We start from the raw sequence: 24,151 nt of genomic DNA, 5'->3' as shown, positions 1-24,151 counted from the left end.
AACCGTGCCCGTAGTTTCCACACCCCATGACTTCAACGAAGGCCGTCTCTTCGTCGATCTGGAATCGATCTTCGACTGCCCCCTCTATCTGAAGTGCGAGGGGTTCAACTTCGCCGGCTCCATCAAGCTGAAGGCCGCGAACGAGATGGTGGAGAGCGCCGAGCGGGAGGGGGTCCTCAAGCCGGGTTCCGTCATCGTCGAGTCCTCGTCCGGCAACCTCGGTGTGGCGCTCAGCATGATCGCCGCCAGCAAGGGCTACCAGTTCCTGTGCGTGACCGACTCCCGCTGCAACCTGTCCACCAGGCTGATGATGGAGTCGCTCGGCAGCCAGGTGCACGTGGTGGCGGACCTGGACGCGAACGGCGGATTCCTCGGTACGCGGATCGAGTACGTGCGGTCGCTGTGCGCGTCCGACGACCGGTACGTGTGGCTCAGCCAGTACACGAACTCCGGCAACTGGCGGTCGCACTACCGGACCACCGGCCCGGAGATCGCCGAGCACTTCCCGGAGCTGGACGTGCTGTTCGTCGGCACCGGAACGGCCGGAACGCTGATGGGCTGCGCCCGGTACTTCCGGCAGTGGCACCGCCCGGTGCGGATCGTCGCCGTGGACAGTGTCGGCTCGGTCGCGTTCGGCGGCCCTCCCGGCCGCCGGATGATCCCCGGCCTCGGGATGAGCATGCGGCCCCCGCTGCTCGACGAGTCCCTGGTGGACGAGGTGATCCGGGTCGAGGAGGCGGACACCATCCGCACCTGTCACCGGATGGCCCGGCGCGGCTTCCTGTTCGGCGGCTCCACGGGCACGGTGGTCAGCGGTGCGAAGGACTGGCTGGCGCGCCACGACAGCCGGGGCATGACGGCGGTCGCCATCGCGCCCGACCTCGGTGAGCGGTACCTCGACACGATCTACCAGACCAACTGGCTGACCGATCTGTACGGGGAGCAGATCCTCGACCTCGACGGCACGGGGCAGATGGCCCCGACACCGCCGGGCGGGGAGTCCGCACCCCCCGAACCGGACCGTCGGCCCAGCGGCTGACCGGCAGTCACGGCACCGGCGGCGCCCCTTCACAGGGGTGCCGCCGGTGCCGTTTCCGCGTTACGACGGTTACGCGGAGAAGGCGTTCACACCGGTGCGCTCCGCCGACAGCTCCCACAGCCGGGCGGCCTGCTCGGGGTCGGTGGCCCAAGCGCGGACGCCGGTGCGCTCGCCCTCCTCGGGCGCGGGCTCGGCGATGTCGCAGTCCTCCAGGTAGACCCCGCCCATGCCGTCGAGCTGGGGGGAGGTGGCGGCCCAGACCTGGGTGGCGGCGCCCTGTTCGGGCGACTTGAAGCCCTCGGGGTTGAGCGGCTTGCCGTCCTCGTCGATCCAGCCGCGCTCGACCATCTCCTCCTTGGGCAGGTGGCGCTGGAGCGGGGTCATGATGCCGCCGGGGTGCAGCGAGAAGGCCCGTACACCCTGGTCCTTGCCGAGCCGGTCCAGGTGCACGGCGAACAGGGCGTTGGCGGTCTTGGCCTGGCCGTAGGCGGCCCACTTGTCGTAGTCCCGGGTCCAGTCCACGTCGTCCCAGCGCATGCCGGAGATGTGGTGGCCGCGCGAGGAGACGGAGACCACGCGGGCGCCGCCGGGGGCGAGGGCCGGCCAGAGCCGGTTGACCAGGGCGAAGTGGCCGAGGTGGTTGGTGGCGAACTGGGCTTCCCAGCCGGGCCCGACGCGGGTCTCCGGGCAGGCCATGATGCCCGCGTTGTCGATCATGATGTCGATGGTGCGGCCGGAGGCCAGGAACCGTTCCGCGAAGGCTCGGACGCTCTCCAGGTCTCCGAGGTCGAGTGCGTCCACCTCGGTGCGCCCGATACCGGCGAGGGCCTCGCGCGCGGTGTCCGGGCGGCGGGCGGGGACGACGACATGGGCTCCGGCCGCGCTCAGCGCGCGGGTGGTCTCCAGGCCGAGCCCGGAGTAGCCGCCCGTGACGACGGCGAGTTTCCCGGTGAGGTCGATGCCCCGCAGGACCTCGTCGGCGGTGCTCTCGGCGCCGAATCCCGATCCGATGGTGTGCTGTGGAGTGCTCATGCGGGAGACGCTACGGATTGAAGCGCACTCGAAGTCAAATGCGGCAAATGCGATGTCCCGCTTGTCATAGTGCCGCCATGAATCCTCCGACTGCCGGTTTCCGGACCCGGCGCGCGGCCCTGGCCCTCACGGGGGCGGCCGGTCTCACCGGAGCCGCCGTCCTGGCCCTCGCCCTGACCGACGGGCCGCCCTCGGCCACCGCGTCCCGCCCCGCGCCGGGCGCCTCCCCCCGCACGTCCGCCGCCGAGCGCCCCTCCCCCGGCGCGCCGGGACTCGGCGACCCGCTGATGCCGCTGGACGGCAACGGCGGCTACACCCTGCGCCACTGCACGCTGGACTTCGACTGGCGGGCGCCGGGCACCCCGTTCCCCGCCACGGCCACCCTGAAGGCCACCGCCACGCAGGCGCTGTCCCGCTTCGACCTGGACTTCGCGGGCAACACCCTGCACACCGTCACCGTGGACGGCCGCCCGGCGAAGGCGGTCCGCGACGGGGACGAACTCGTCGTCACCCCCGGCCGCCCCCTCCCGCGCGGCCGGACCTTCACCGTCCGGGTCTCCTACACGGCCGACCCCACCCAGCACCGGCACCGCGACGACGCCATCCAGGACTACGGCTGGATGCCCACCGCCGACGGCACCGTGCTCGCGCTCCAGCCGAACGGGGCGCGGATGGTGTTCCCGGCCGACGACCACCCCAGTGTGCGGGCGCCGTACACCTTCCACGTCACCACCCCGCCCGGTCTGACCGCCGTCGCCAACGGGCGGCTGGTCGCCCGGACGTCCGTGCCCGGCGGGCGGACCCGGTGGACCTACGACTCCGAGCAGCCGCTCGCCGCGCAGTTGGTGCAGCTCGCGGTCGGCCGGTTCACGCTGGTGGACGCCGCGGGGCCGGGCGGGCTGCCGGTGCGGGACGTGGTGCCGGACGCGCTGGTGGACGGCACGGCGGAGTACCGCGCGCTGACGGCCGACCATCTGGCCTGGCTGGAGAAGCGGCTCGGGCCGTACCCGTTCCGGCGCTACGGGGTGCTGGTCGGCGACCCGGACCTGCCGGTCGCGCTGGAGACGCAGTCGCTGTCGGTCGTACCGGGCGCGGATCTGCTGGGCGACCGGGTGTCCGCCGAGCGGAACCTCGTGCACGAACTCGCCCACCACTGGACCGGGGACAGCGTCGCCCTGGCCCGCTGGTCGGACCTGTGGCTCAGCGAGGGGCACGCCCGGTACTACGAACGCCTCTACACCGACGAGCACGGCGGACCGGACATGGAGGACGCCCTGCGGGACGCCTACGCACAGCACGACCAGTGGCGGCACGACGACGGCGCCCCCGCCGAGCCACGCGCCGGGACCCTGTTCCGGCAGATGCGCTACGACGGCTCCGCGCTGGTTCTCTACGCGCTCCGCGAGGAGGTCGGCCAGGCCGTGTTCGACCGAATCGAACGGTCCTGGGTGACGACGTACCGGGGCCGTGTCGCGGGCACTGCCGACTTCGTCCGACTCGCCTCCGACCTGGCCGGACGCGACCTCGCGCCGTTCTTCCGGCAGTGGCTGTACGGGGCACACACCCCGCCCATGCCGGGGCGTCCCGACTGGCGGACGGCCCCCGTCGAGGAGTGAGCGCCCGGCCGGGGCCGCGGTGCCGCCGACCGGGTGGCCTGTGTCCGGAGGCTGGTCCAGGACGGTGACGCTCGGCGCGACGTGGCGCGCGAGGCACGGAAACGTACGGGGGGTGACGCGCGGGGCCACCCCCGGACGGGCCCCCGGCCCGGTCCGCGTCCGACCTGGCCACGCTGAACCTCATCGGAGGCTCCTCCATGAAAAAGCGCGTCACCCCCCGCGTCCCCGGTGCCCTGCGCGGGCACCGGGGGATCATCTGTGTGACCGCTTCGGCGGCCCTCCTGGCGCCGCTGCTCATCGACGCCACCGGGGACGGCGGCGGCCCCACGGACCTGCCGCTGCAGGACGAGTACGCGGCGGCGGCCGACGAGTACCACGTGCCCCGCAGCATCCTGCTGGGCGTGTCGTACCTCCAGTCGCGGTGGGACTCCCACCAGGGCTCCCCCAGCGTGGTCGGCGGCTACGGGCCGATGCACCTGGTGGACGGCGGCACCCCGAAGACCGCGCCGGAGCGGCCCGGCGGGAACGCTCCCGTCGCGGTGACGGCCGGTCAGCCCGCGCCGACCGCCGGGCTCCCCGCCGACCTGCACCGGGCGGCGAGCCTCACCGGACTGCCCGTCGAGCGGCTGCGCACGGACAACGCGGCGAACCTGCGCGGCGGAGCGGCCCTGCTCGCGGCGACCCAGCGGCAGCTCGGCAAGCCGCTCAGCGCGAACCCGCAGGACTGGTGGGACGCCGTGGCCCGCTTCCCCGGCTCCGGCGACCGCGCCTCCGCGACGGCGTACGCCAACGACGTGTTCGAGCTGATCCACCGGGGGGTGCGGCGGACCACCGACGCGGGCCAGCGCGTCACCCTCGCCGCGAACCCGGCGGTCCGTCCGCGCAGCGTGGCCGTGGACCCCGGCCGCCCCAAGCAGGTCGAGTGCCCGCCCGAGGTGGCCTGCTCCTGGCTGAGCGCGCCGCTGGTGCAGATCGACGAGGAGGAGTACGGCAACCACCAGCTCGCCGACCGGCCCCGCGACCAGGGCATCGACTACATCGTCATCCACGACACCGAGGCACCGCTCGCCTCGATGCTGATGACGATCCAGGACCCCGAGGAAGCCTCCTGGCACTACTCGCTGCGCTCCAGCGACGGGCACATCACCCAGCACATCCCGGTCAAGGACGCGGCCTGGCACTCGGGCAGCCAGTTCGTCAACGCCCGCTCCATCGGCATCGAGCACGAGGGGTTCCTGCGTCAGCCGGACGCCTGGTTCACCGAGGAGATGTACCGTTCCTCCGCCCGGCTGGTGCGCTACCTGGCCGACAAGTACCGGGTGCCGCTGGACCGGCAGCACATCTTCGGGCACGACAACGTGCCGTCGCCCACCGAGGACACCATCGCGGACATGCACGACGATCCGGGGCCGTTCTGGGACTGGCGCCACTACTTCGACCTGCTCGGCGCCCCGCTGAAGGCCACCGCCGGACCGGACAGCGACATGCTGATGATCCTGCCGGACTACAAGTCGTACAAGCCCGCCTTCACCGGCTGTGCGCGCGGTGGCGTGGCTTGCGCGCCGCACGGCTCCAGTTCGGTGCTGCTGCGCACCGAACCCCGCGACGACGCCCCCTTCATCCAGGACCCCGGCCGCCACCCGGACGGCGAGGACACCTCGGACGACATCGACGACATCGGTTCGCGGGTGTCGGCGGGGCAGACCTTCGCGGTCGCCGGGCGCAGCGGCGAGTGGACGGCGATCTGGTACCAGGGCCGCAGGGGCTGGTTCCGCAACCCCGCCGCGCACCCGGCCGCGGTCGGCGCCAAGGGCCGCATGATCACCCCGAAGCCGGGCTCGCGGGAGATCCCGGTGTACGGCCGCGCCATGCCCGAGGAGTCCGCCTACCCGGAGGGCGTGGACGAGCAGACCGAGTCGCCGCTCCCCTACACGCTCCGCGAGGGCCAGCGGTACGTCACCCAGTCACGCGTCCTCGGTTCCTTCATGGAGCCCGCCTCCTCCGACAGCAGCCCGTCCGAGATCGTCAAGGGCAACGAGGCGTACTACGAGATCCAGCTCGGGCACCGGCTGGCGTACGTGCGGGCCAGTGACGTGGACGTGCTGAAGTCGTCGGTGGCCGCGGCGGGACCGGCTGGGAAGGCGGCGAAGCCGGGGCGCTGAACCGTGTCGCCCGGCGCCCCCGCCCGCTGGACGGGTTCCGCGCGACGCACGAGACTGGAGCCGTTCCGACGACCCCGGCCCGGAAGGACGGTTGTCATGGACGAGGTAGCGGACAGGACAGTCCCGCGTGTCGAACTCACCGACGAGGCAGCCGAGTTGGTGCGCAGGCTGCGGGCCGCACACGGACCGCTGATGTTCCACCAGTCCGGCGGCTGCTGCGACGGCAGCGCACCCATGTGCTATCCGGCGGGCGAGTTCCGCACCGGCGGCTCGGACGTCCTGCTGGCCGAGCTGGTGGTGCGGGGCGTCGAGGAGCCGGTCGGGTTCTGGATGTCCAGGAGCCAGTTCGAGGTCTGGAGCCACACGCGGCTGATCGTGGACGTGGTACCCGGACGGGGCAGCGGCTTCTCCCTCGAAGCGCCCGAGGGAGTGCGTTTTCTGATCCGTTCGCGTCTCGTGGACGCCTAGCCACCTCGCGTACCACCCGCGTCTGGTCCACTTCCCCCTGAGTCCGTACAGCGTTGACGAGACGTCAGGGGGCGCGGGTGGCGCGTGTACAGCGGAAGAAGAGAGCGGGCGGACGGCCCGGCGGATCGGTTCTCACGGTCCTCACCGTGTGCGGTGTCCTGGCCGGTGCGGCCCTCACCACGGGGGCGGCACCGGCCAGGGCCGTGTCCGGGGACCAGCGGATCGCGCCGGGCGTCGGCTACCGGCAGTTCGACATCGCGGCGGCGGCCGGGACCGCGCACGCGCATCTGCTCACGGTCGATCTGCGCGATCCGCGGGTACGGCTGGACCTGCTGCACCCCGGCGCGGTGGCCGCCCGCGCGACCGTGTCCTCGCTGGCCGACTCGACGGGCGCGGTCGCCGGGATCAACGGGGACTTCTTCGACATCTCCGAGACCCAGCATCCGGGCGTCCCCGCGACCGGCGCCAACGTGGGCCCCTCGATCGCGCACGGCCGGGTGCTCAAATCGGCGGTGCCGACCGGGCAGCGGTTCGGCCCGTCGCTGCCGCCCGGCACCGACACGCGGGAGGTGCTGGGCGTCGGCCTCGACCGGCGGGCCCGCCTGGACCGGCTCACCCTGGCCGGCTCCGTCTCCTCCGCCCACGGGCGCGTCCCGCTGGGCGGCCTCAACCAGTACGCCCTGCCCGAGGGTTCGGTCGGGGCGTACGACGCCCGCTGGGGTGACGCGTCCCGGCTGCGGTCCGTCTGCGGCACGGACACCGACCGCGCGGCGGGCTGCACGACGGACAGCTACGAGGTGACGCTGCGCGGCGGCCGGGTGGTGTCGGTGTCCTCGACTCCGGGTGCCGGACCGATCCCCTCCGGTACGACCGTGCTGGTCGGCCGGGAGGAGGGGGCACGGCGGCTGCGCGAGCTGACGCCGGGCGAGCGGGTCCGAGTCCGCGGGACCCTGCGGGCCGCCGCCGCCCGCGTGCCCTACGTCTTCGCCCTGGGCGGCTACCCCGTGCTGCGGGACGGCACCCCGCTCGCCGGTCTCGACGACACGGTGTCCGCCGTGCGTACGGCGGTGGGGTTCAGCGCGGACGGGCGGCGCCTGCTGCTCCTGGCGCTGGACGGCGGTGCGGACTACCGGCGCGGGCTGACCGTCGCCGAGGAGGCGGCCACGCTGCGCGGGCTGGGTGCCTACGACGCGTTCAACCTCGACGGGGGCGGCTCCTCGGAGTTGGTTGCCCGTGCGCCGGGCGCCGCTGCCGTCTCGGTGCGCAACCACCCCAGCGACGGCGCCGAACGCCCCGTCCCCAACGGCATCGGTGTCTTCTCCTCCTGACCCCCGGCGCCCTGTCTCACGGCCGCAGACTGCCCACCAGGTCGGCCGTGGCCGTGAGACCGCTGTGGATCGTCGGCGCCATGCTGCTGCTCGCCAGATAGAACCCCAGCACCACGCACACCAGCGCGTGACTCACCTTCAGCTTGCCGTTCCTCATGAACATCACCGCCATGATCAGCAGCAACAGCACCACAGAAATGGAAATCGCCATGACACCCTCCTCCACCACAGCCGCCGTCACCGGCCGCAAGTGTGGCGCAGCCCGCTCCGGGGACAGCGGGGTGACATGTCCTCCAAACGAGTGGTGTACGGGGACCGGGAGGGCACCCCGCGAGGCGCAGGGCACCTCAGCGGGCCGGTGTGCGTGGCTGCGGCGCCCTCACGGAGCGGGCAGGTCCACGAGGGCCGAGAGAAGCGCCCGGTGCGTCCCAGCCGTGCCGTAGGAGAGGGAGTCGGACTTGGCGCGCTTCACGTACAGATGCACAGGGTGTTCCCAGGTCATCCCGAGCCCTCCGTGCAGTTGAAGCGCCTCCTCGGTGACATGGACGGCGACGCCACCCGCGTACGCCTGCGCGACGGAGACGGAGACGCCCAGGTCCTCCCCGGAGGCCAGCGCCCCCGCTGCGGACCGCGCGGCGGCCCGCAGATTCACCACCTGAAGCCACAGGTGGGCGAGCCGGTGCTTGAGTGCCTGGAACCCGCCCACCGGACGGTTGAACTGCCGCCGTTCCTTCAGGTACCGAACCGTCTCGGTCAACGCCCATTCCGAGAGCCCGAGTTGCTCGGAGGCGAGCAACCCCGCCCCGGCGAGCAGCGCGCGCTCGACGGCGGGACCGGCGGACCCGAGGGCACGCCCGGCCGCCCCGTCGAGCACCACGCGCCCGAGCGGCCGGGTCGGATCGAGCGAGGTCTGCGGCACGACGGAGACCCCCGCGCCGGAGGCCTCGACCTCGTACAGCACCCCGTCGTCCCCCGGCACGAGCAGCACGCCGACACCCACCGCGTCCGCGACCCCCGAGACCTCGCCGTGCAGCACACCGTCCCGTACGACGACATTCCCCGGCCCCGTACCGGGCGCCACGTGCAGCCCGACCGCGAGCGCGGCGAGCTCGCGTCCGGACGCGAGCCGCCCGAGCAGATCCGGGTCGCCGCAGGCGAGCACCGCTTCCGTGGCGACGACGGCGCTGGTCAGGTAGGGGACGGGGGCGACGGCGCGTCCCAGTTCCTCCAGGACGACGGCGGCTTCGCGGTGCGAGGCGCCCTGGCCGCCGAGGTCCTCGGGGATCAGGAGTCCGGCGAGCCCCATGTCCTCGGCGAGGGACTTCCAGAGGGCGGGTTCGTAGGGGGTGGGACGCTCGACGCGGGCGAGCACGTCGGTGGCGGCGCAGTGGTCGGAGAGCAGGTCGCGGACGGCCGCGCGGAGCGCCTCCTCCTCCTCGGAGTACAGCAGATCCGTCATCGGGCGAGGTCCTTCCAGGCGACGTCCTTGTCGGTGCGCGGCTCGGCGGGCAGTCCGAGGACGCGTTCGGCGACGATGTTGAGCAGCACCTCGCTGGTGCCGCCCTCGATGCTGTTGCCCTTGGAGCGGAGGTAGCGGTATCCGGCGTCCCGCCCGGTGAAGTCCACGAGTTCGGGCCGCCGCATGGTCCAGTCGTCGAACAACAGCCCTTCCTCACCCCGCAGTTCGACCTCCAGGCCGCTGATCTCCTGGTTGAGCCGGGCGAAGCCGAGCTTCATGGCGGAGCCCTCGTGGCCGGGGTGTCCGGCGGCGAGCTGCTGCCGGAGGCGTTCGGCGGCGAGCCGGGACACCTCGGCCTCCACCCACAGGGTGAGCAGCCGCTGATGCAGGTCGTGGGTGCGCAGTTCGGGGCGTTCGCGCCAGGTGCGGGCGGCGGGACCGATCATGCCGCCCTCGCGGGGCAGCCGCATGCCGCCGATGGAGACGCGCTCGTTCATGAGCGTGGTCTGCGCGACCCGCCAGCCGTCCCCGACCTCACCGAGCCGGTGGGCGTCGGGGATGCGGACACCGGTGAGGAACACCTCGTTGAACTCGGCCTCGCCGGTGATCTGGCGCAGCGGGCGCACCTCGACACCTGGGTCGGTCATGTCGCAGACGAAGTAGGTGATGCCCGCGTGCTTGGGCACGTCCGGGTCGGTGCGGGCGATGAGGATGGCCCAGCGGGCGAGGTGGGCGCTGGAGGTCCACACCTTCTGCCCGTCCACGATCCAGTCCCCGGACGTCTCCTCCCGGACGGCGCGGGTGCCGAGCGCGGCGAGGTCGGACCCGGCGCCGGGCTCGCTGAACAGCTGGCACCAGACCTCCTCCCCGGTCCACAGGGGGCGCAGGAAGCGTGCCTTCTGCTCGTCGGTGCCGTACCGCAGAACGGTCGGCGCGGCCATGCCGAGCCCGATGCCGATGCGGCGCGGGTCGTTGTCGGGGGCACCGGCCGCCTCCAGTTCGGCGTCCACGACGGCCTGGAGGGAGCGCGGGGTGCCGAGACCGCCGAGGCCGGGCGGGTAGTGCACCCAGGCGAGCCCGGCGTCGAAGCGGGCCCGCAGGAAGTCCGGCGGCGCGGTGTCGGCGGGCGGGTGGTCCGCCAGCAACTCCTGTGTGCGGCGGCGCAGTTCGTCGGCGTCGGTCATGCGGCTGCTCCTTCCTGGGGCAGTACGGCGATCCGGCCGGTGGTGCGGCCGTCCGCGACGCGTCGCACGGCGTCGGCGGCGCCGCCGAGCGGGACCCGTTCGCTGACCAGCGGCCTGATCGCGCCGCGCGCGGCCAGCTCGGTGAGCCGCTCGTGGCAGTGCGGGACCAGCTCGGGGTTCTTGGTGCGGTAGAGGCCCCAGTGCAGGCCGAGGATCGAGTAGTTCTTCACCAGGGCGTGGTTGAGCGCGGGGCTCGGGATGGTGCCGCTGGTGAAGCCGACGACGACGATCCGGCCCTCGAAGGCGACGAGCTTGGCGGACTGGGCGTAGGCGTCGCCGCCCACCGGGTCGTAGATCACATCGGCGCCCCGGCCGCCGGTGGCCTCCTTGACGCGGGCGACGACGTCCTCGGCGCGGCGGTCCACGACCACGTCGCAGCCGAGGGCACGCGCGACGGCGGCCTTCTCGGCGCCGCCGACCACGCCGATGACGGTGGCCCCGGCCGCCTTGCCGAGCTGGACGGCCGCGCTGCCGACCCCGCCCGCCGCCGCGTGCACGAGCAGCGTCTCGCCCGCCTCCAGCCGGGCCCGGCGGTGCAGGCCGAACCAGCCGGTCTGGTAGCCGATGTGCAGCGCGGCGGCCTCGGCGTCGTCCAGGGAGTCCGGTGCGGGCAGCAGCGCGCGGGCGTCGGCGACGGCGTACTCCGCGAAACCGCCGTACGGCAGCGCGGGACTGCCGATGACACGGCGGCCGTCCTCGGTCTCGGCGCAGATCTCGACACCGGGTGTGAACGGCAGCGGCGGCCGTATCTGGTACTGCCCCCGGCAGAGCAGCGCGTCCGGGAAGTTGACATTGGCGGCCCGGACCCGCAGCAGCACCTGGCCCTCGCCCGGCGTGGGCGGCTCGACCTCCGCGAGCCGCATCACCTCGCTCGGCTCGCCGTTCTCGTGCACCTGCCATGCCTGCATGCGGGGCCTCCACGGGCTGTGTCGTCCGACCGGGTTCCGCTCGCATACTAAGCGGTCGCTTGCCGAGAGGGAACAGTCGGTCCGGGGCGCCGCGGGAGCACGCCCGCCCCGAGCGGCCCGGCCCGTACGGAGCCCCTCACCGCCCCTTCGGCCGCGCCCGCACATGCATCCGCTCCCCCTGCGGCCCGAACAGGCTCAGGAACTCCGCCGGGCCCTCCCCCGCGGAGCCGAACCAGTGCGGGACACGGGTGTCGAACTCGGCGACCTCGCCCGGCCCCAGCACCACGTCGTGCTCCCCGAGGACGACCCGGAGCCGCCCGGAGAGGACGTACAGCCATTCGTACCCCTCGTGGCTGCGCGGGTCCGGTTCCTGGCGGCGCACGGGTTCGAGCACCTTGAACGCCTGGAGTCCGCCGGGCTGCCGGGTCAGCGGCCAGAAGGTGCGGCCGTGCCGCTCCACCGGGCGGGCCCGCACCCGCGGATCGTCCACCGGCGGGGCGCCGACCAGTTCGTCCAGCGGCACCCGGTGGGCGCGCGCGATCGGCAGCAGCAGTTCCAGGCTGGGCCTGCGCAGCCCGGACTCCAGCCGGGACAGCGTGCTGACGGAGATCCCGGTGGCTTCGGACAGGGCCGCGAGCGTCACGTCCCGGTCCTTCCGCATCCGGCGCAGCCGGGGCCCGACCCCGGCCAGGACCTCGTCGGTGCCGTCGGTGCCGGTGCCGGTGTCGTCGTGGGGCGTGGAGCTGTCGTCACTCATGCGGGCATTGCAGTTTCGGCAAGCCCGTTTGTCAATCCGGCAGCCGGACGCGCGACGGGCGCGGGCCCCCGAAGCCCACACCCGCAGGCCGTGCCCCACGGCCGACACCCCGCCGCCGCACCCCCGGACCACCCCAGGTGTGGACACCCTCCCTCCGGTGCACCATGACTGCATGCTGCTGTCCCGGCTCGCCGAGGTGTCGCGGGAGGTCGCCGCCACGGCGGCCAGGTCCCGGAAGACCGAGTTGCTCGCGGAGCTGTTCCGGGAGGCGGAACCGGACGACGTGCCGGTGGTCATCCCCTATCTGGCCGGGCGGCTCCCGCAGGGGCGGATCGGGGTCGGCTGGAAGGTGCTCGGCCACCCGGTGCCCCCGGCGCGGGAGCCCGCGCTGACCGTGCGCGAGGTGGACGCCCGCCTCACCGCGCTGGCCGGGGTGTCGGGTCCGGGTTCGCAGGCCGAGCGGAGCCGTCTGGTCGGGGAGCTGATGGGCGCGGCCACGGAGGGCGAGCAGCGGTTTCTGCTCGGGCTGCTCACCGGTGAGGTCCGGCAGGGCGCGCTGGACGCGGTCGCCGTGGAGGGGCTGGCCCGCGCGACCGGGGCCGGGTCCGGTGACGTACGGCGGGCGGTGATGCTCGCGGGCTCGCTCCGGGCGGTGGCCGAGGCGCTGCTCGCGGACGGCCCGGCGGCGCTGGAGCGGTTCCGGCTCACCGTGGGCCGCCCGGTGCAGCCGATGCTGGCGCACAGCGCGTCGTCGGTCGCGGAGGCGGTGGAGAAGCTGGGCGCCTGCGCGGTGGAGGAGAAGCTCGACGGCATCCGCGTACAGGTGCACCGGGACGGCGACACCGTACGGGTGCACACGCGGACGCTGGACGACATCACCGACCGGCTGCCGGAGGTGCGGGCCGCCGCGCTGGGGCTGGCGGGCGAGCGGTTCATCCTGGACGGCGAGGTGATCTCGTTCGGCGCGGACGGGCGGCCCCGGTCGTTCCAGGAGACGGCCGGGCGGGTCGGGTCGCGCACGGACGTGGCACGGGTCGCCGGTGAGGTCCCGGTCTCGCCCGTGTTCTTCGACGCCCTGTCGGTGGACGGCACCGATCTGCTGGACCTGCCGTTCGCGGCGCGCCACGCCGAGCTGGCCCGGCTGGTGCCGGAGCCGATGCGGGTGCGCCGGACCCTGGTGGCGGGGCCGCCGGACGCGGGGGCCGCGGAGGCGTTCCTCGCGGACGCGCTGGCACGCGGGCACGAGGGTGTGGTGGTGAAGGCACTGGACGCGCCGTACAGCGCGGGCCGCCGGGGCGCATCCTGGCTGAAGGTCAAGCCGGTGCACACCCTGGACCTGGTGGTGCTGGCCGCCGAGTGGGGGCACGGGCGGCGCACGGGCCGGCTCTCCAACCTGCACCTGGGCGCCCGTACCGCGGACGGCGGGTTCGCCATGCTGGGCAAGACGTTCAAGGGCCTGACGGACGCGCTGCTCGCCTGGCAGACCGACCGGCTGGCCGCGCTCACGGTCGAGGAGCACCCCTGGGGTGTCACCGTACGGCCCGAACTCGTCGTGGAGATCGCCTACGACGGACTCCAGCGCTCCACCCGCTATCCGGCCGGGGTCACCCTGCGGTTCGCGCGCGTGATCCGCTACCGCGAGGACAAGACGGCGGAGCAGGCCGATACGGTGGAGACCCTGTTGGCGGCCCACCCGGAGGTCGGGGCGTGAGCGCACGGACGAAACGAAGTGCCGGACTGCTGCTGTTCCGCCGCACCGGCGGGGAACTCCAGGTGCTGCTGGGGCACATGGGCGGCCCCTTCTACGCGCACAAGGACGCGGGCGCCTGGGGCGTGCCGAAGGGCGAGTACGAACCCGACGAGGCGCCGTGGGACGCGGCCCGCCGGGAGTTCGAGGAGGAGCTGGGGCTCGCGCCCCCGGACGGCGAGGCGCTGCCGCTGGGCGAGGTCACGCAGGCGAACGGCAAGATCGTCACCGCGTGGGCGATCGAGGCGGACCTCGACCCGGAGTCCGTCGTGCCGGGCACCTTCACGATGGAGTGGCCGCGTGGTTCGGGCCGGGTCCAGGAGTTCCCGGAGCTGGACCGGGTGGCGTGGCTGGGTCTCGACGCGGCCCGCGCGGTGATCATTCCGGCGCAGGGCGCGTTTCTCGACCGGCTGGCCGAGCACCCGCTCTGAACAGCGGCTCACGCGTTGCGGCCGGTAGGTGCGCGCGCGAAGGTCGAAGCAAGCCCGCTCCCACGGAGGTCAGCCATGCCCATCGAGACGGTGAACCCGGCGAACGGCGAGACGCTCAAGACGTTCGAGGCGCTGGGCGAGGAGGAGGTGGAACGGCGGCTCCAGCTCGCCGAGGCGACGTTCCGCACCTATCGCACGACCTCGTACGCCGAGCGCGCCCGTCTGATGAACCGGGCCGCCGATCTGCTGGACGAGGACGGCGACGAGATCGCCCGCGTGATGACCACCGAGATGGGCAAGCCCGTCAAGCAGGCCCGGGCCGAGGCCGCGAAGTGCGCGAAGGCGATGCGCTGGTACGCCGAGCGGGCCGAGGCGCTGCTCGCGGACGAGGAGCCGGACGAGGCGGACGTGCGGGACTCCGGGGGTTCGCGGGCGGTGGTGCGGTATCGCCCGCTGGGTCCGGTGCTGGCGGTGATGCCGTGGAACTTCCCGCTGTGGCAGGTGATCCGGTTCGCGGCGCCCGCCCTGATGGCGGGCAACACCGGGCTGCTGAAGCACGCCTCCAACGTGCCGCAGACCGCGCTGTATCTGGAGGACCTGTTCCACCGGGCGGGCTTCCCGGAGGGCTGTTTCCAGACGCTGCTGATCGGGTCGGGCGCGGTGGACGAGATCCTGCGCGACGACCGGGTGAAGGCGGCGACGCTGACCGGCAGCGAACCGGCCGGGCGGGCGGTGGCCGCGACCGCCGGGGAGATGATCAAGAAAACGGTGCTGGAGCTGGGCGGCAGCGATCCGTACATCGTGATGCCCTCGGCCGATCTGGACCGGGCGGTGGAGGTGGCGGTGACGGCGCGGGTGCAGAACAACGGCCAGTCCTGCATCGCCGCCAAGCGGTTCATCGTGCACACGGATGTCTACGACGCGTTCGCGGAGCGCTTCGCGGCGGCCATGCGGGCGCTGAGGACGGGCGATCCGCTGGCGGAGGACACCGAGGTCGGGCCGCTCGCCACCGAGCAGGGGCGGGCCGATCTGGAGGAGCTGGTGGACGACGCGAAGCGGTCCGGCGCCGAGGTGCTGTGCGGCGGCGAGCGCCCGGACGGGCCGGGCTGGTACTACCCGCCGACCGTGCTGGCCGGGATCACCCGCGAGATGCGTGTGCACCGCGAGGAGACGTTCGGACCGGTCGCCACGCTGTACCGGGCCGGTGACCTGGACGAGGCGGTCCTCATCGCCAACGACTCGCCGTTCGGACTGAGTTCGAACGTGTGGACCCGCGACGACGCCGAGGTGGAGCGGTTCGCCCGCGACCTGGAGGCGGGCGGGGTGTTCGTGAACGGGATGACCGCGTCGCACCCGGCGTTCCCGTTCGGCGGGGTGAAGCGGTCCGGGTACGGGCGTGAGCTGTCCGGGCACGGAATCCGCGAGTTCTGCAACATCACCACGGTTTGGCAGGGTGCGTGAGGAGCGCACGGATACCATCCCGTCTGTGAACCGCGAAGTGACCCTGCCTCTGATCGTCGATGACCGCGGTACCTTGCAGGTGGCCGCGGCCGACGTGAGTAAGTTGTTGCGGACCGTGGGCGGGCGGTGGCTGCATCTGGTCGAGGCCGGGGAGCAGCGGCTCGACGAGGACACGGTCGCCGCGCTGACCATCGAGCTGGCGAAGCTGGCGGACCGCATCGACGTCGCCTGCATCGCGCACAGCAGCGGCGCGCCGTGACCCTCCGATCGTCAACTCCCCTTCCCCGCACGGTGGTTGACCGTGCCCGCCGGGCCGCCCGGCACGCGCCGGACGCGCACCCCCGCCCGCTGGGCCGAGTGGGTGCGGCCGTCCGGGCGGCAAGCCTCTGACGTGCTGTTCTCTGTCGCGCCGTCCCCGGTTCGGAGTAATCCGACGCGAGATCGTCGCCCCCACGGGTGAACCTGGGTGGACCACCTTCTGACCGGCGGGCACCGGCCTGCCGGACGGCGAAAGCAGGGACGGCTCATGGCGACTTTGTGCAGACCCTCGGTGTCCGTACCCGAACACGTGATCACGATGGAGGAGACGCTGGAGCTGGCGCGCGAGCACCACGCGGGCCACCCGCAGCTCCCCCTGGCCCTCCGGCTGATCGAGAACACGGGCGTCCGCACCCGGCACATCGTGCAGCCCATCGAAGAGACCCTGAAGCACCCGGGTTTCGAGGACCGCAACAAGCTGTACGAGCGGGAGGCGAAGTCCCGCGTCCCGGCGGTGATCCAGCGGGCGCTGGACGACGCCGAACTCCTCACCTCGGACATCGATGTCATCATCTACGTGTCGTGCACCGGCTTCATGATGCCGTCGCTGACCGCGTGGCTGATCAACGAGATGGACTTCCCCAGCAACACCCGTCAGCTCCCCATCGCCCAGCTCGGCTGCGCGGCGGGCGGGGCGGCCATCAACCGGGCGCACGACTTCTGCACCGCGTACCCGGAGGCCAACGCCCTCATCGTGGCCTGCGAGTTCTGCTCGCTGTGCTACCAGCCCACCGACCTCGGCATCGGTTCGCTGCTCTCCAACGGCCTGTTCGGTGACGGCATCGCCGCCGCCGTGGTCCGCGGCCAGGGCGGCACGGGCGTCAAGCTGGAGCGCAACGGCTCTTACCTGATCCCCAAGACCGAGGACTGGATCGCGTACGACGTCCGGGCGACCGGCTTCCACTTCCTGCTGGACAAGCGGGTGCCGACCACGATGGAGCCGCTCGCCCCGGCGCTCCACGACCTCGCGGGCAACCACGGCTGGAACGCGTCCGAGCTGGACTTCTACGTCATCCACGCGGGCGGTCCCCGAATACTCGACGACCTCAGCAAGTTCCTGGTGGTCGAGCCGGGCGCGTTCCGCTTCAGCCGCTCGACGCTCACCGAGTACGGCAACATCGCCAGCGCCGTCGTCCTGGACGCGCTGCGCCGACTGTTCGACGAGGGCGGTGCCAGGCCTGGTGACCGCGGGCTGCTCGCCGGGTTCGGACCCGGCATCACCGCCGAGATGACCGTGGGCCGCTGGGTCCAGAACGGCGAGAGCGACTGATGAGCGAAGAGACACTCACCCCCACACTTCCCCCGGTACGGCAGTGGCCGGCCCTCGATCTGACCGGCACCGACTTCGACCCGGTGCTGACCGAGCTGATGCGCGAGGGTCCGGTCACCCGGATCCAACTGCCCAACGGCGAGGGCTGGGCGTGGCTGGTCACCCGGTTCGACGACGTGCGGATGGTGGCCAACGACCCCCGGTTCGGCCGGGAGGCGGTCATGGACCAGCCGGTGACCCGGCTGGCGCCGCACTTCATCCCGGACCGGGGCGCGGTCGGCTTCCTCGACCCGCCCGACCACAACCGGCTGCGCCGCTCGGTGGCCGCCGCGTTCACCGCCAAGGGCGTGGAGCGCGTACGGGAGAAGGCGCGCGGCATGCTGGACGAGCTGGTGGCGGGACTCCTCGCGGCGGGCCCCCCGGCCGATCTGACGGACGCGGTGCTGAGCCCCTTCCCGATCGCGGTGATCTGCGAGCTGATGGGGGTGCCCGCCGCCGACCGGCAGGGGATGCACTCCTGGACGCAGCTCATCCTGTCGTCCTCGCACGGCAAGGAGGTCAGCGAGAAGGCCAAGCGCGAGATGAGCGCCTACTTCTCCGACCTGATCGGCCGCCGCGCGGACAGCACCGCCGAGGACGTGACCTCGCTGCTCGGCGCCGCCGTGGGCCGGGCGGAGATCACGATGGAGGAGGCGGTCGGACTCGCCGTGCTCCTCCAGATCGGCGGCGAGGCGGTCACCAACAACAGCGGGCAGATGTTCTATCTGCTGCTGACCCGCCCCGACCTGTGCGAACGGCTGCGCGCCGAGCCGGAGATCAGGCCGAAGGCCATCGACGAGCTGCTGCGGTACATCCCGCACCGCAACGCGGTGGGCCTGTCCCGGATCGCGCTGGAGGACGTGGAGATCAGGGGCACGCGCATCCGTGCGGGCGACCCGGTCTACGTGTCCTACCTGGCCGCCAACCGCGACCCGGACGTCTTCCCGGACCCGGAGCGGATCGACTTCTCGCGCAGCCCCAACCCGCATGTGTCGTTCGGTTTCGGGCCGCACTACTGCCCCGGCGGCCAGCTCGCCAAGCTGGAGTCGGAGCTGCTGGTGGACGCGCTGCTGGACCGGGTGCCGGGGCTGCGGCTGGCGGTTCCGGCCGCCGAGGTGCCGTTCCGCAAGGGCGCGTTGATCCGGGGGCCCGAGGCCCTTCCGGTGACGTGGTGAGCGGCCGATGACCGCGACCGAGGGACTGCTGGTACCGCCGGGTGACGGCCGTGTGGTCGCCGCCCCGGCCCAGCGGGTGACGTTCAAGGTCACCGGCGACCACTCGCGGATGGCCTCCGCCTTCGAGGTGGAGGTCCCGCCGGGGTTCGACGTGGGCGCCCACGTCCACACGCGCAGCGAGGAGCTGTTCTACGTGCTGGAGGGCGAGCTGGACGTACTCGCCTTCGAGCCGCGCATCCGGACCCCGGACAACTGGCAGAAGTGGGAGTCGAGTTCGGGCAGCAGGGTGGTGCGTGCCACTCCGGGCACCGTCATCGTCGTACCGCCCGGCTGCCCGCACGCGTTCGCCAATCCGACGGACACGCCCGCGAAGATGTTCTTCCAGGCGTCTCCCCCGCCGGACCACGAGCGCTACTTCGAGGAGCTGCTGGAGATCCTCTCCGCGGGGGGTCCCCCGGACCACGCCGCCATCGAGGCGCTGCGCAAGCGGTACGACATCGAGCAGCTGACGCCGCTGCGGCACGGTTGAACCGACGCGGCGTGCGCCCCGCGCGGCCGACCTGTCTCCTTCCGGTCGGCCGCGCGGCGGTTCGGGGTCTGCGGCCGTCCGTCCCGTGCGGGCCTGTCGTGGCTCGTCGCGCAGTTCCCCGCGCCCCTGGGGAGTCGCGGCCCGCGTCAGCTGTGTGGCGTCGGCAATCCGACGAACGCAGGCGGTCCCCACCCAGGGGCGCGGGGAACTGCGCGAACGCCCCCACAGGCCAGCGCAAAACGAACAACCGCAACCACTCCTGAGGGGCGCGGGGAACTGCGCGACCAGTACGAGCGGGCCCGCACCGGAGGGACGACGTGGGCGACTCCTAGCGGATCGGCATGCCCGCGAGGGTGCGGGCGATGACGAGGCGCTGGATCTCGCTGGTGCCCTCGAAGATCGTGTAGATGGCAGCGTCCCGGTGCATGCGTTCCACCGGGTACTCACGGGTGTAGCCGTTGCCGCCGAGGATCTGGATGGCCTGGGCGGTGACCTTCTTGGCGGTCTCGCTGGCGAACAGCTTGGACATGGAGCCCTCGGCGGCGGTGAAGGGCCTGCCGTTGACGGCCATCCAGGAGGCGCGCCAGACCAGCAGCCGGGCGGCGTCGATCTGGGTGCGCATGTCGGCGAGCTGGAAGGCGATGCCCTGGTTGTCGATGATCGGGCGGCCGAACTGCTCGCGGCTCTTGGCGTAGTCGAGGGCGTAGTCGTAGGCGGCGCGGGCGGTGCCGACGGCCATCGCGCCGACGGCCGGGCGGGACGCCTCGAAGGTGGCCATCGCCGCGTTCTTCACGCGCTCGCCGCCGGTACGGGCCCGCTCGCGGGCGCGGGCGAGCCGCTCGTCCAGCTTCTCCTTGCCGCCGAGCAGGCAGGAACCGGGGACACGCACGCCGTCGAGGACGACCTCGGCGGTGTGCGAGGCGCGGATGCCGTGCTTCTTGAACTTCTGGCCCTGGGAGAGGCCGGGGGTGCCGGGCGGGACGATGAAGGAGGCGTGGCCCTTGGAGCCCAGTTCCGGATCGACGGCGGCGACCACGACATGGACGTTGGCGATGCCGCCGTTGGTCGCCCAGGTCTTGGTGCCGTTGATCACCCACTCGTCCTTGGCCTCGTCGTAGACCGCGCGGGTGCGTATGGAGGCGACGTCGGAACCGGCGTCGGGCTCGGAGGAGCAGAACGCGGCGACCTTCACATCGTTGGCGTCGCCGTACATCTGGGGAATCCAGGTGCCGATCTGCTCCTCGGTGCCGTTGGCGAGGACGCCGACGGCGGCGAGGCCGGTGCCGACGATGGACAGGCCGATGCCCGCGTCGCCCCAGAAGAGTTCCTCCATCGCCATCGGCAGACCGAGTCCGGTGGGGTCGAAGTACTGCTGGGCGTAGAAGTCGAGGGAGTAGATGCCGACCTTGGCGGCCTCCTGGATGACCGGCCAGGGGGTCTCCTCGCGCTCGTCCCACTCGGCGGCGGCCGGACGGATCACGTCGGCGGCGAACCCGTGGACCCAGTCGCGCACCTCTTTCTGCTCGTCGTTGAGCTCCATGATGAACTCGGCCATGACCCCTCCAGAGCGGCGTAACAAGCACAGTTACTAGCGGTAACGAAAGTATGTTACTGGCCGGTAGTGGAAGTCAACTCCGCTCGGGACCCGCTTCGCCCCGTTCACCTGCGAGAACATCGGCAGTGTTAGTTTGCGAAGGCGTCACCGAATCAGCACGGGTGGGGAGAGTACATGGACACCACACAGCGGACCGAGCAGCAGAGCTCCGCCGACCGCCGCCGACGCGAACTGCTGGAGGCGGCCGACCGGGTGGTGCTGCGCGACGGCCCCGGAGCCTCCATGAACGCCATCGCCGCCGAGGCCGGGATCACCAAACCCATCCTCTACCGCCACTTCGGCGACAAGGGCGGGCTGTACGCGGCCCTCGCCAAGCGCCACACCGACGCCCTGCTCGCCTCCCTGCGGGCCGCGCTGGACGCCCCGGCCGCCCGGCGCGAGCGGGTGGAGGCCACCCTCGACACCTACCTCGCGGCGATCGAGGCCCGCCCGCAGGTGTACCGGTTCCTGATGCACCCCGCCGAGGGCGGCACGGGCACGGACCCCGGCTTCGACACCGGCAAGCACAGCGTCCCCCTGCTGCGGCGGATGGGCGAGGAACTGGCTCAGGTCATCGAGGAGCGCGTGGACCTCGGCCCGGCGGGCGGGCAGTTGGCGCGGGTGTGGGGCCACGGGATCGTCGGCATGATGCACGCGGCCGGGGACTGGTGGCTGGGCGAACGGCCGTGCTCCCGCGCGGAGTTGGTCCGCTCGCTCGCGGACCTGCTGTGGGGCAGGCTGGCGGCGGCGGGCGACCGCGTGGGCGGCCCCGGCTTCTGACCCGGCCCGCCCGGAGCGCCACGCGGACCACACGGGCCACGCGGTCGTTCAGTTCTCGCCGCGATCCTCTCCCCGGTTCTCCCCCACCGGCCGGTGCCAGGGTGCCTTGGCGATCCGCCGCTCCAGCTTGCGCCGACGCCGTCCCGCGAGACGGTCGGCGTACACCGTCCCCTCCAGGTGGTCGTACTCGTGCTGGAGACAGCGGGCGAAGAAGCCCGTGCCGCGCACGGTGACCGGTTCGCCGGTCCTGGTGAAGCCCTCGACCACCGCCTCGTCGTACCGCTCGGTGCCCGCCTCCAGGCCGGGCAGGGAGAGGCAGCCCTCCGGGCCGCGCAGCACCACGCCCTCCGTCGCCACCAGGCGCGGATTGACGATGTGCCCGAGGTGACGGACGTCCTCGTCGTCCGGGCAGTCGTACACGAAGACCCGCAGCGGCACCCCGATCTGGTTCGCCGCCAGGCCCACGCCACGGGCCGCGTACATGCTGGCGAACAAGTCCTCCACCAGCTCCGCGAGTTCCGGACCGAAGTCGGTGACCTCCGCGCAGGGGCGGTGCAGTACGGGCGAATGGAGCAGGGTGAGGGGCCGGACGCGCCCGTGGGCGCCCGCGATCGAGCCGTGTCGCATGGCGGCAAGGGTACGGTTCGTTCGGCCCGTGCCCGCCGCGAGGCATGGGGCCGGGATTCGGGCACGCGTATGGATCTCGATAGGCTGAGGTCCACACCACGTTGCCGGATGGCTCAGGCGAGGCGCGGCGCGTACCAAGGAGGATCGAGAACTGATGGCAGGCAACTCGGACCCGCTCACGCCGCGGGCCAAGCTGGCCGTGACCGCGGGCAAGGCGGTCGCAGCGGCGTCCCGTGCCGCGGGGCGCGGCAGCGGGTCGGTGATCGGCGGCAAGGTCGCACTGCGGCTCGACCCCGACCTGCTCGCCCGGCTCGCCCAGCACCTGGACGTCGTCCTCGTGTCGGCGACCAACGGCAAGACCACCACCACCCGGCTCATCGCGGAGGCGCTGCGTGCCGCGGGCCCGGTCGTCTCCAACGCGCTCGGCGCCAACATGCCCGCCGGTATCACCTCGGCGCTCGCGGGCGGCTCGGAGTCGAAGTTCGGCGTCATCGAGGTGGACGAGAAGTACCTGGCCGGGGTCGCGCGCGACACCAGCCCCAAGTGCATCGCCCTGCTGAACCTCTCCCGCGACCAGCTCGACCGCGCGGCGGAGACCCGCATGCTCGCGGAGAACTGGCGCGAGGGGCTGGCCGGTTCGAAGGCGGTCGTCGTCGCCAACTGCGACGACCCGCTGGTGGTGTGGGCCGCCTCCTCCTCCCCCAACGTCGTCTGGGTCGCCGCCGGGCAGATGTGGAAGGACGACGCCTGGTCCTGCCCGTCCTGCGGCGGTGTGATGCAGCGCCCCGGTGACGACTGGTTCTGCGGCGAGTGCGGGTTCCGCCGCCCGACCCCGTCCTGGGTCCTCTCCGGCGACCACGTCCTGGACCCGCACGGCTCGGCCTGGCCGATCCACCTCCAGCTGCCGGGCCGCGCCAACAAGGCCAACGCGGCCAGCTCGGCCGCCGTCGCCGCCGTGTTCGGGGTGCCGCCGCAGGTCGCGCTGGAGCGGATGTACCAGGTGCAGGCCGTCGCGGGCCGCTACGACGTGGTCCAGTTCCAGGGCCGCGACCTCAGACTGCTGCTGGCGAAGAACCCGGCGGGCTGGCTGGAGACCTTCTCCCTGATCGACCCCCCGCCCACCCCGGTGGTGCTGTCGGTGAACGCGCGCGGCGCGGACGGCACCGACACCTCCTGGCTGTGGGACGTGGACTACACCCGGCTGACCGGCCACCCGATCTTCGTCGTCGGTGACCGCAAGCTCGACCTCGCGGTCCGCCTGGAGGTCGCCAACCAGCACTTCCAGGTGTGCGAGAACCTCGACGAGGCCGTCCAGGCCGCACCGCCCGGCCGCATCGAGGTCATCGCGAACTACACCGCGTTCCAGGACCTGCGCCGCCGCGTCGGCAACTGATCGGAAGGACGATCACCTCATGAGCGACAACCAACTGCGGCTGGTGTGGATCTACCCGGACCTGCTGAGCACCTACGGCGACCAGGGCAACGCCCTGGTCGTGGAGCGCCGGGCACGCCAGCGGGGCCTGGACGTGGCGCGGCTCGACGTGCGCAGCGACCAGCCGATCCCGACCTCCGGCGACATCTACCTGATCGGCGGCGGCGAGGACCGGCCGCAGCGGCTGGCGGCCGAGCGGCTGCGCCGTGACGGGCATCTCCAGCGGGCGGTGGAGAACGGCGCGATCGTCTTCTCGGTCTGCGCCGGGTACCAGATCCTCGGCCACGAGTTCATCAACGACCTCGGCCAGCGCGAGCCGGGCCTCGGTCTGCTCGACGTGGTGTCGGTGCGCGGCGAGGGCGAGCGGTGCGTCGGTGACGTGCTCGGGGACATCGACGCCCGGCTCGGGCTGCCCCCGCTGACCGGGTTCGAGAACCACCAGGGCGTCACCCACCTCGGCGCCACCGCCCGCCCGTTCGCCAAGGTCCGCATGGGCAAGGGCAACGGCACCGGCGACGGCACCGAGGGCGCGTACAACGGCACGGTGTTCGGCACCTACATGCACGGCCCGGTGCTGGCCCGCAACCCGCAGATCGCGGACCTGCTGCTGAAGCTGGCCCTCGACGTGAACGCGCTGCCGCCCATCGACGACCGCTGGTACGAGGCGCTGCGCGACGAGCGGATCGCGGCGGCGCAGGAGCAGCCTGCCTGAGCGCACCCCGTACGTCCGCGCGT

23 protein-coding genes are annotated in these 24,151 nt (G+C 72.6%); 15 read left to right on the top strand and 8 right to left on the bottom strand.

Annotated features, from left to right (window positions below; all coding sequences use genetic code 11):
- Window positions 1–4: 4 nt before the first annotated feature.
- The gene (gene sbnA, locus KUM39_RS00210; RefSeq protein ID WP_217783229.1) at window positions 5–1,039 is read left to right on the top strand and encodes a 2,3-diaminopropionate biosynthesis protein SbnA; all 1,035 of its coding nucleotides are present in this window, start codon (window positions 5–7) and stop codon (window positions 1,037–1,039) included.
- Window positions 1,040–1,108: 69 nt separating this feature from the next.
- Here the strand turns inward: sbnA and KUM39_RS00205 are convergent, their stop codons facing one another.
- Window positions 1,109–2,071 (bottom strand): SDR family NAD(P)-dependent oxidoreductase, encoded by a 963-nt coding sequence (locus tag KUM39_RS00205; RefSeq protein ID WP_217783228.1) that lies wholly within the window; start codon window positions 2,069–2,071, stop codon window positions 1,109–1,111.
- A gap of 77 nt (window positions 2,072–2,148) precedes the next feature.
- Here KUM39_RS00205 and KUM39_RS00200 point away from each other — a divergent pair, with 77 nt between their 5' ends.
- The 4 genes from KUM39_RS00200 (at window position 2,149) to KUM39_RS00185 (ending at window position 7,645) form a co-directional block, all read left to right on the top strand.
- Complete coding sequence (locus KUM39_RS00200; protein WP_246619355.1) at window positions 2,149–3,687, top strand: M1 family metallopeptidase; 1,539 nt, start codon at window positions 2,149–2,151, stop codon at window positions 3,685–3,687.
- A 197-nt stretch (window positions 3,688–3,884) separates the two neighbouring features.
- A complete protein-coding gene (locus tag KUM39_RS00195; protein ID WP_217783227.1) occupies window positions 3,885–5,849 on the top strand; it encodes an N-acetylmuramoyl-L-alanine amidase in 1,965 nt (654 codons plus the stop codon).
- A gap of 96 nt (window positions 5,850–5,945) precedes the next feature.
- Window positions 5,946–6,317 (top strand): DUF779 domain-containing protein, encoded by a 372-nt coding sequence (locus KUM39_RS00190; RefSeq protein WP_217783226.1) that lies wholly within the window; start codon window positions 5,946–5,948, stop codon window positions 6,315–6,317.
- A gap of 146 nt (window positions 6,318–6,463) precedes the next feature.
- Entirely contained in the window at window positions 6,464–7,645 is a 1,182-nt protein-coding gene (locus KUM39_RS00185) for a phosphodiester glycosidase family protein (RefSeq protein WP_308288008.1), read from the top strand.
- Window positions 7,646–7,661: 16 nt separating this feature from the next.
- Here the strand turns inward: KUM39_RS00185 and KUM39_RS00180 are convergent, their stop codons facing one another.
- From KUM39_RS00180 to KUM39_RS00160, 5 genes are all read right to left on the bottom strand, one after another.
- Window positions 7,662–7,856 (bottom strand): hypothetical protein, encoded by a 195-nt coding sequence (locus KUM39_RS00180; RefSeq protein WP_217783224.1) that lies wholly within the window; start codon window positions 7,854–7,856, stop codon window positions 7,662–7,664.
- 168 nt (window positions 7,857–8,024) lie between these two features.
- Entirely contained in the window at window positions 8,025–9,104 is a 1,080-nt protein-coding gene (locus tag KUM39_RS00175) for an acyl-CoA dehydrogenase family protein (RefSeq protein WP_217783223.1), read from the bottom strand.
- Window positions 9,101–10,288 carry an acyl-CoA dehydrogenase family protein gene (locus KUM39_RS00170; protein ID WP_217783222.1) on the bottom strand — a complete coding sequence of 396 codons (1,188 nt, stop codon included), beginning with the start codon at window positions 10,286–10,288 and terminating at the stop codon, window positions 9,101–9,103. Before KUM39_RS00170 ends, KUM39_RS00175 begins: the two co-directional genes overlap by 4 nt.
- Window positions 10,285–11,256, bottom strand: coding sequence for an NADPH:quinone oxidoreductase family protein (locus tag KUM39_RS00165; protein WP_217783221.1), 972 nt, complete (start codon window positions 11,254–11,256; stop codon window positions 10,285–10,287). The genes KUM39_RS00170 and KUM39_RS00165 overlap by 4 nt, the downstream gene beginning before the upstream one ends.
- A gap of 136 nt (window positions 11,257–11,392) precedes the next feature.
- Window positions 11,393–12,013 carry a helix-turn-helix domain-containing protein gene (locus tag KUM39_RS00160; RefSeq protein ID WP_217783220.1) on the bottom strand — a complete coding sequence of 207 codons (621 nt, stop codon included), beginning with the start codon at window positions 12,011–12,013 and terminating at the stop codon, window positions 11,393–11,395.
- Window positions 12,014–12,185: 172 nt separating this feature from the next.
- Here KUM39_RS00160 and KUM39_RS00155 point away from each other — a divergent pair, with 172 nt between their 5' ends.
- The 7 genes from KUM39_RS00155 (at window position 12,186) to KUM39_RS00125 (ending at window position 18,983) form a co-directional block, all read left to right on the top strand.
- Window positions 12,186–13,724: an ATP-dependent DNA ligase gene (locus tag KUM39_RS00155; protein ID WP_217783468.1), complete on the top strand. Its 1,539-nt coding sequence runs from the start codon at window positions 12,186–12,188 to the stop codon at window positions 13,722–13,724.
- Complete coding sequence (locus KUM39_RS00150) at window positions 13,721–14,191, top strand: NUDIX hydrolase (RefSeq protein WP_217783219.1); 471 nt, start codon at window positions 13,721–13,723, stop codon at window positions 14,189–14,191. Before KUM39_RS00155 ends, KUM39_RS00150 begins: the two co-directional genes overlap by 4 nt.
- 75 nt (window positions 14,192–14,266) lie before the next feature.
- Window positions 14,267–15,652: an NADP-dependent succinic semialdehyde dehydrogenase gene (locus KUM39_RS00145; protein WP_217783218.1), complete on the top strand. Its 1,386-nt coding sequence runs from the start codon at window positions 14,267–14,269 to the stop codon at window positions 15,650–15,652.
- 25 nt (window positions 15,653–15,677) lie between these two features.
- Window positions 15,678–15,911 (top strand): DUF6213 family protein, encoded by a 234-nt coding sequence (locus KUM39_RS00140; protein WP_217783217.1) that lies wholly within the window; start codon window positions 15,678–15,680, stop codon window positions 15,909–15,911.
- Window positions 15,912–16,178: 267 nt separating this feature from the next.
- The gene (locus KUM39_RS00135) at window positions 16,179–17,240 is read left to right on the top strand and encodes a type III polyketide synthase (protein ID WP_217783216.1); all 1,062 of its coding nucleotides are present in this window, start codon (window positions 16,179–16,181) and stop codon (window positions 17,238–17,240) included.
- The gene (locus KUM39_RS00130; RefSeq protein WP_217783215.1) at window positions 17,240–18,454 is read left to right on the top strand and encodes a cytochrome P450; all 1,215 of its coding nucleotides are present in this window, start codon (window positions 17,240–17,242) and stop codon (window positions 18,452–18,454) included. Before KUM39_RS00135 ends, KUM39_RS00130 begins: the two co-directional genes overlap by 1 nt.
- Window positions 18,455–18,461: 7 nt before the next feature.
- Window positions 18,462–18,983, top strand: a complete 522-nt coding sequence (locus KUM39_RS00125; protein ID WP_217783214.1) for a cupin domain-containing protein — start codon at window positions 18,462–18,464, stop codon at window positions 18,981–18,983.
- 328 nt (window positions 18,984–19,311) lie between these two features.
- Here the strand turns inward: KUM39_RS00125 and KUM39_RS00120 are convergent, their stop codons facing one another.
- Entirely contained in the window at window positions 19,312–20,538 is a 1,227-nt protein-coding gene (locus tag KUM39_RS00120) for an acyl-CoA dehydrogenase family protein (RefSeq protein ID WP_217783213.1), read from the bottom strand.
- 174 nt (window positions 20,539–20,712) lie between these two features.
- Here KUM39_RS00120 and KUM39_RS00115 point away from each other — a divergent pair, with 174 nt between their 5' ends.
- Window positions 20,713–21,357: a TetR/AcrR family transcriptional regulator gene (locus tag KUM39_RS00115; RefSeq protein ID WP_217783212.1), complete on the top strand. Its 645-nt coding sequence runs from the start codon at window positions 20,713–20,715 to the stop codon at window positions 21,355–21,357.
- Between the two features lie 48 nt (window positions 21,358–21,405).
- Here the strand turns inward: KUM39_RS00115 and def are convergent, their stop codons facing one another.
- A complete protein-coding gene (def, locus tag KUM39_RS00110) occupies window positions 21,406–21,984 on the bottom strand; it encodes a peptide deformylase (protein WP_217783211.1) in 579 nt (192 codons plus the stop codon).
- Between the two features lie 154 nt (window positions 21,985–22,138).
- Here def and KUM39_RS00105 point away from each other — a divergent pair, with 154 nt between their 5' ends.
- Both KUM39_RS00105 and KUM39_RS00100 read left to right on the top strand, forming a co-directional pair.
- Entirely contained in the window at window positions 22,139–23,377 is a 1,239-nt protein-coding gene (locus KUM39_RS00105) for a MurT ligase domain-containing protein (RefSeq protein ID WP_217783210.1), read from the top strand.
- A gap of 19 nt (window positions 23,378–23,396) precedes the next feature.
- A complete protein-coding gene (locus KUM39_RS00100; protein WP_217783209.1) occupies window positions 23,397–24,128 on the top strand; it encodes a type 1 glutamine amidotransferase in 732 nt (243 codons plus the stop codon).
- Window positions 24,129–24,151 lie beyond the last annotated feature (23 nt).

Origin of the sequence: Streptomyces corallincola (assembly GCF_019104725.1) — a bacterium.
Classification (GTDB): domain Bacteria; phylum Actinomycetota; class Actinomycetes; order Streptomycetales; family Streptomycetaceae; genus Streptomyces; species Streptomyces corallincola.
The sequence above is the reverse complement of the archived record's forward strand: the minus strand, read 5'-3'. Positions and strand labels throughout refer to the sequence as shown.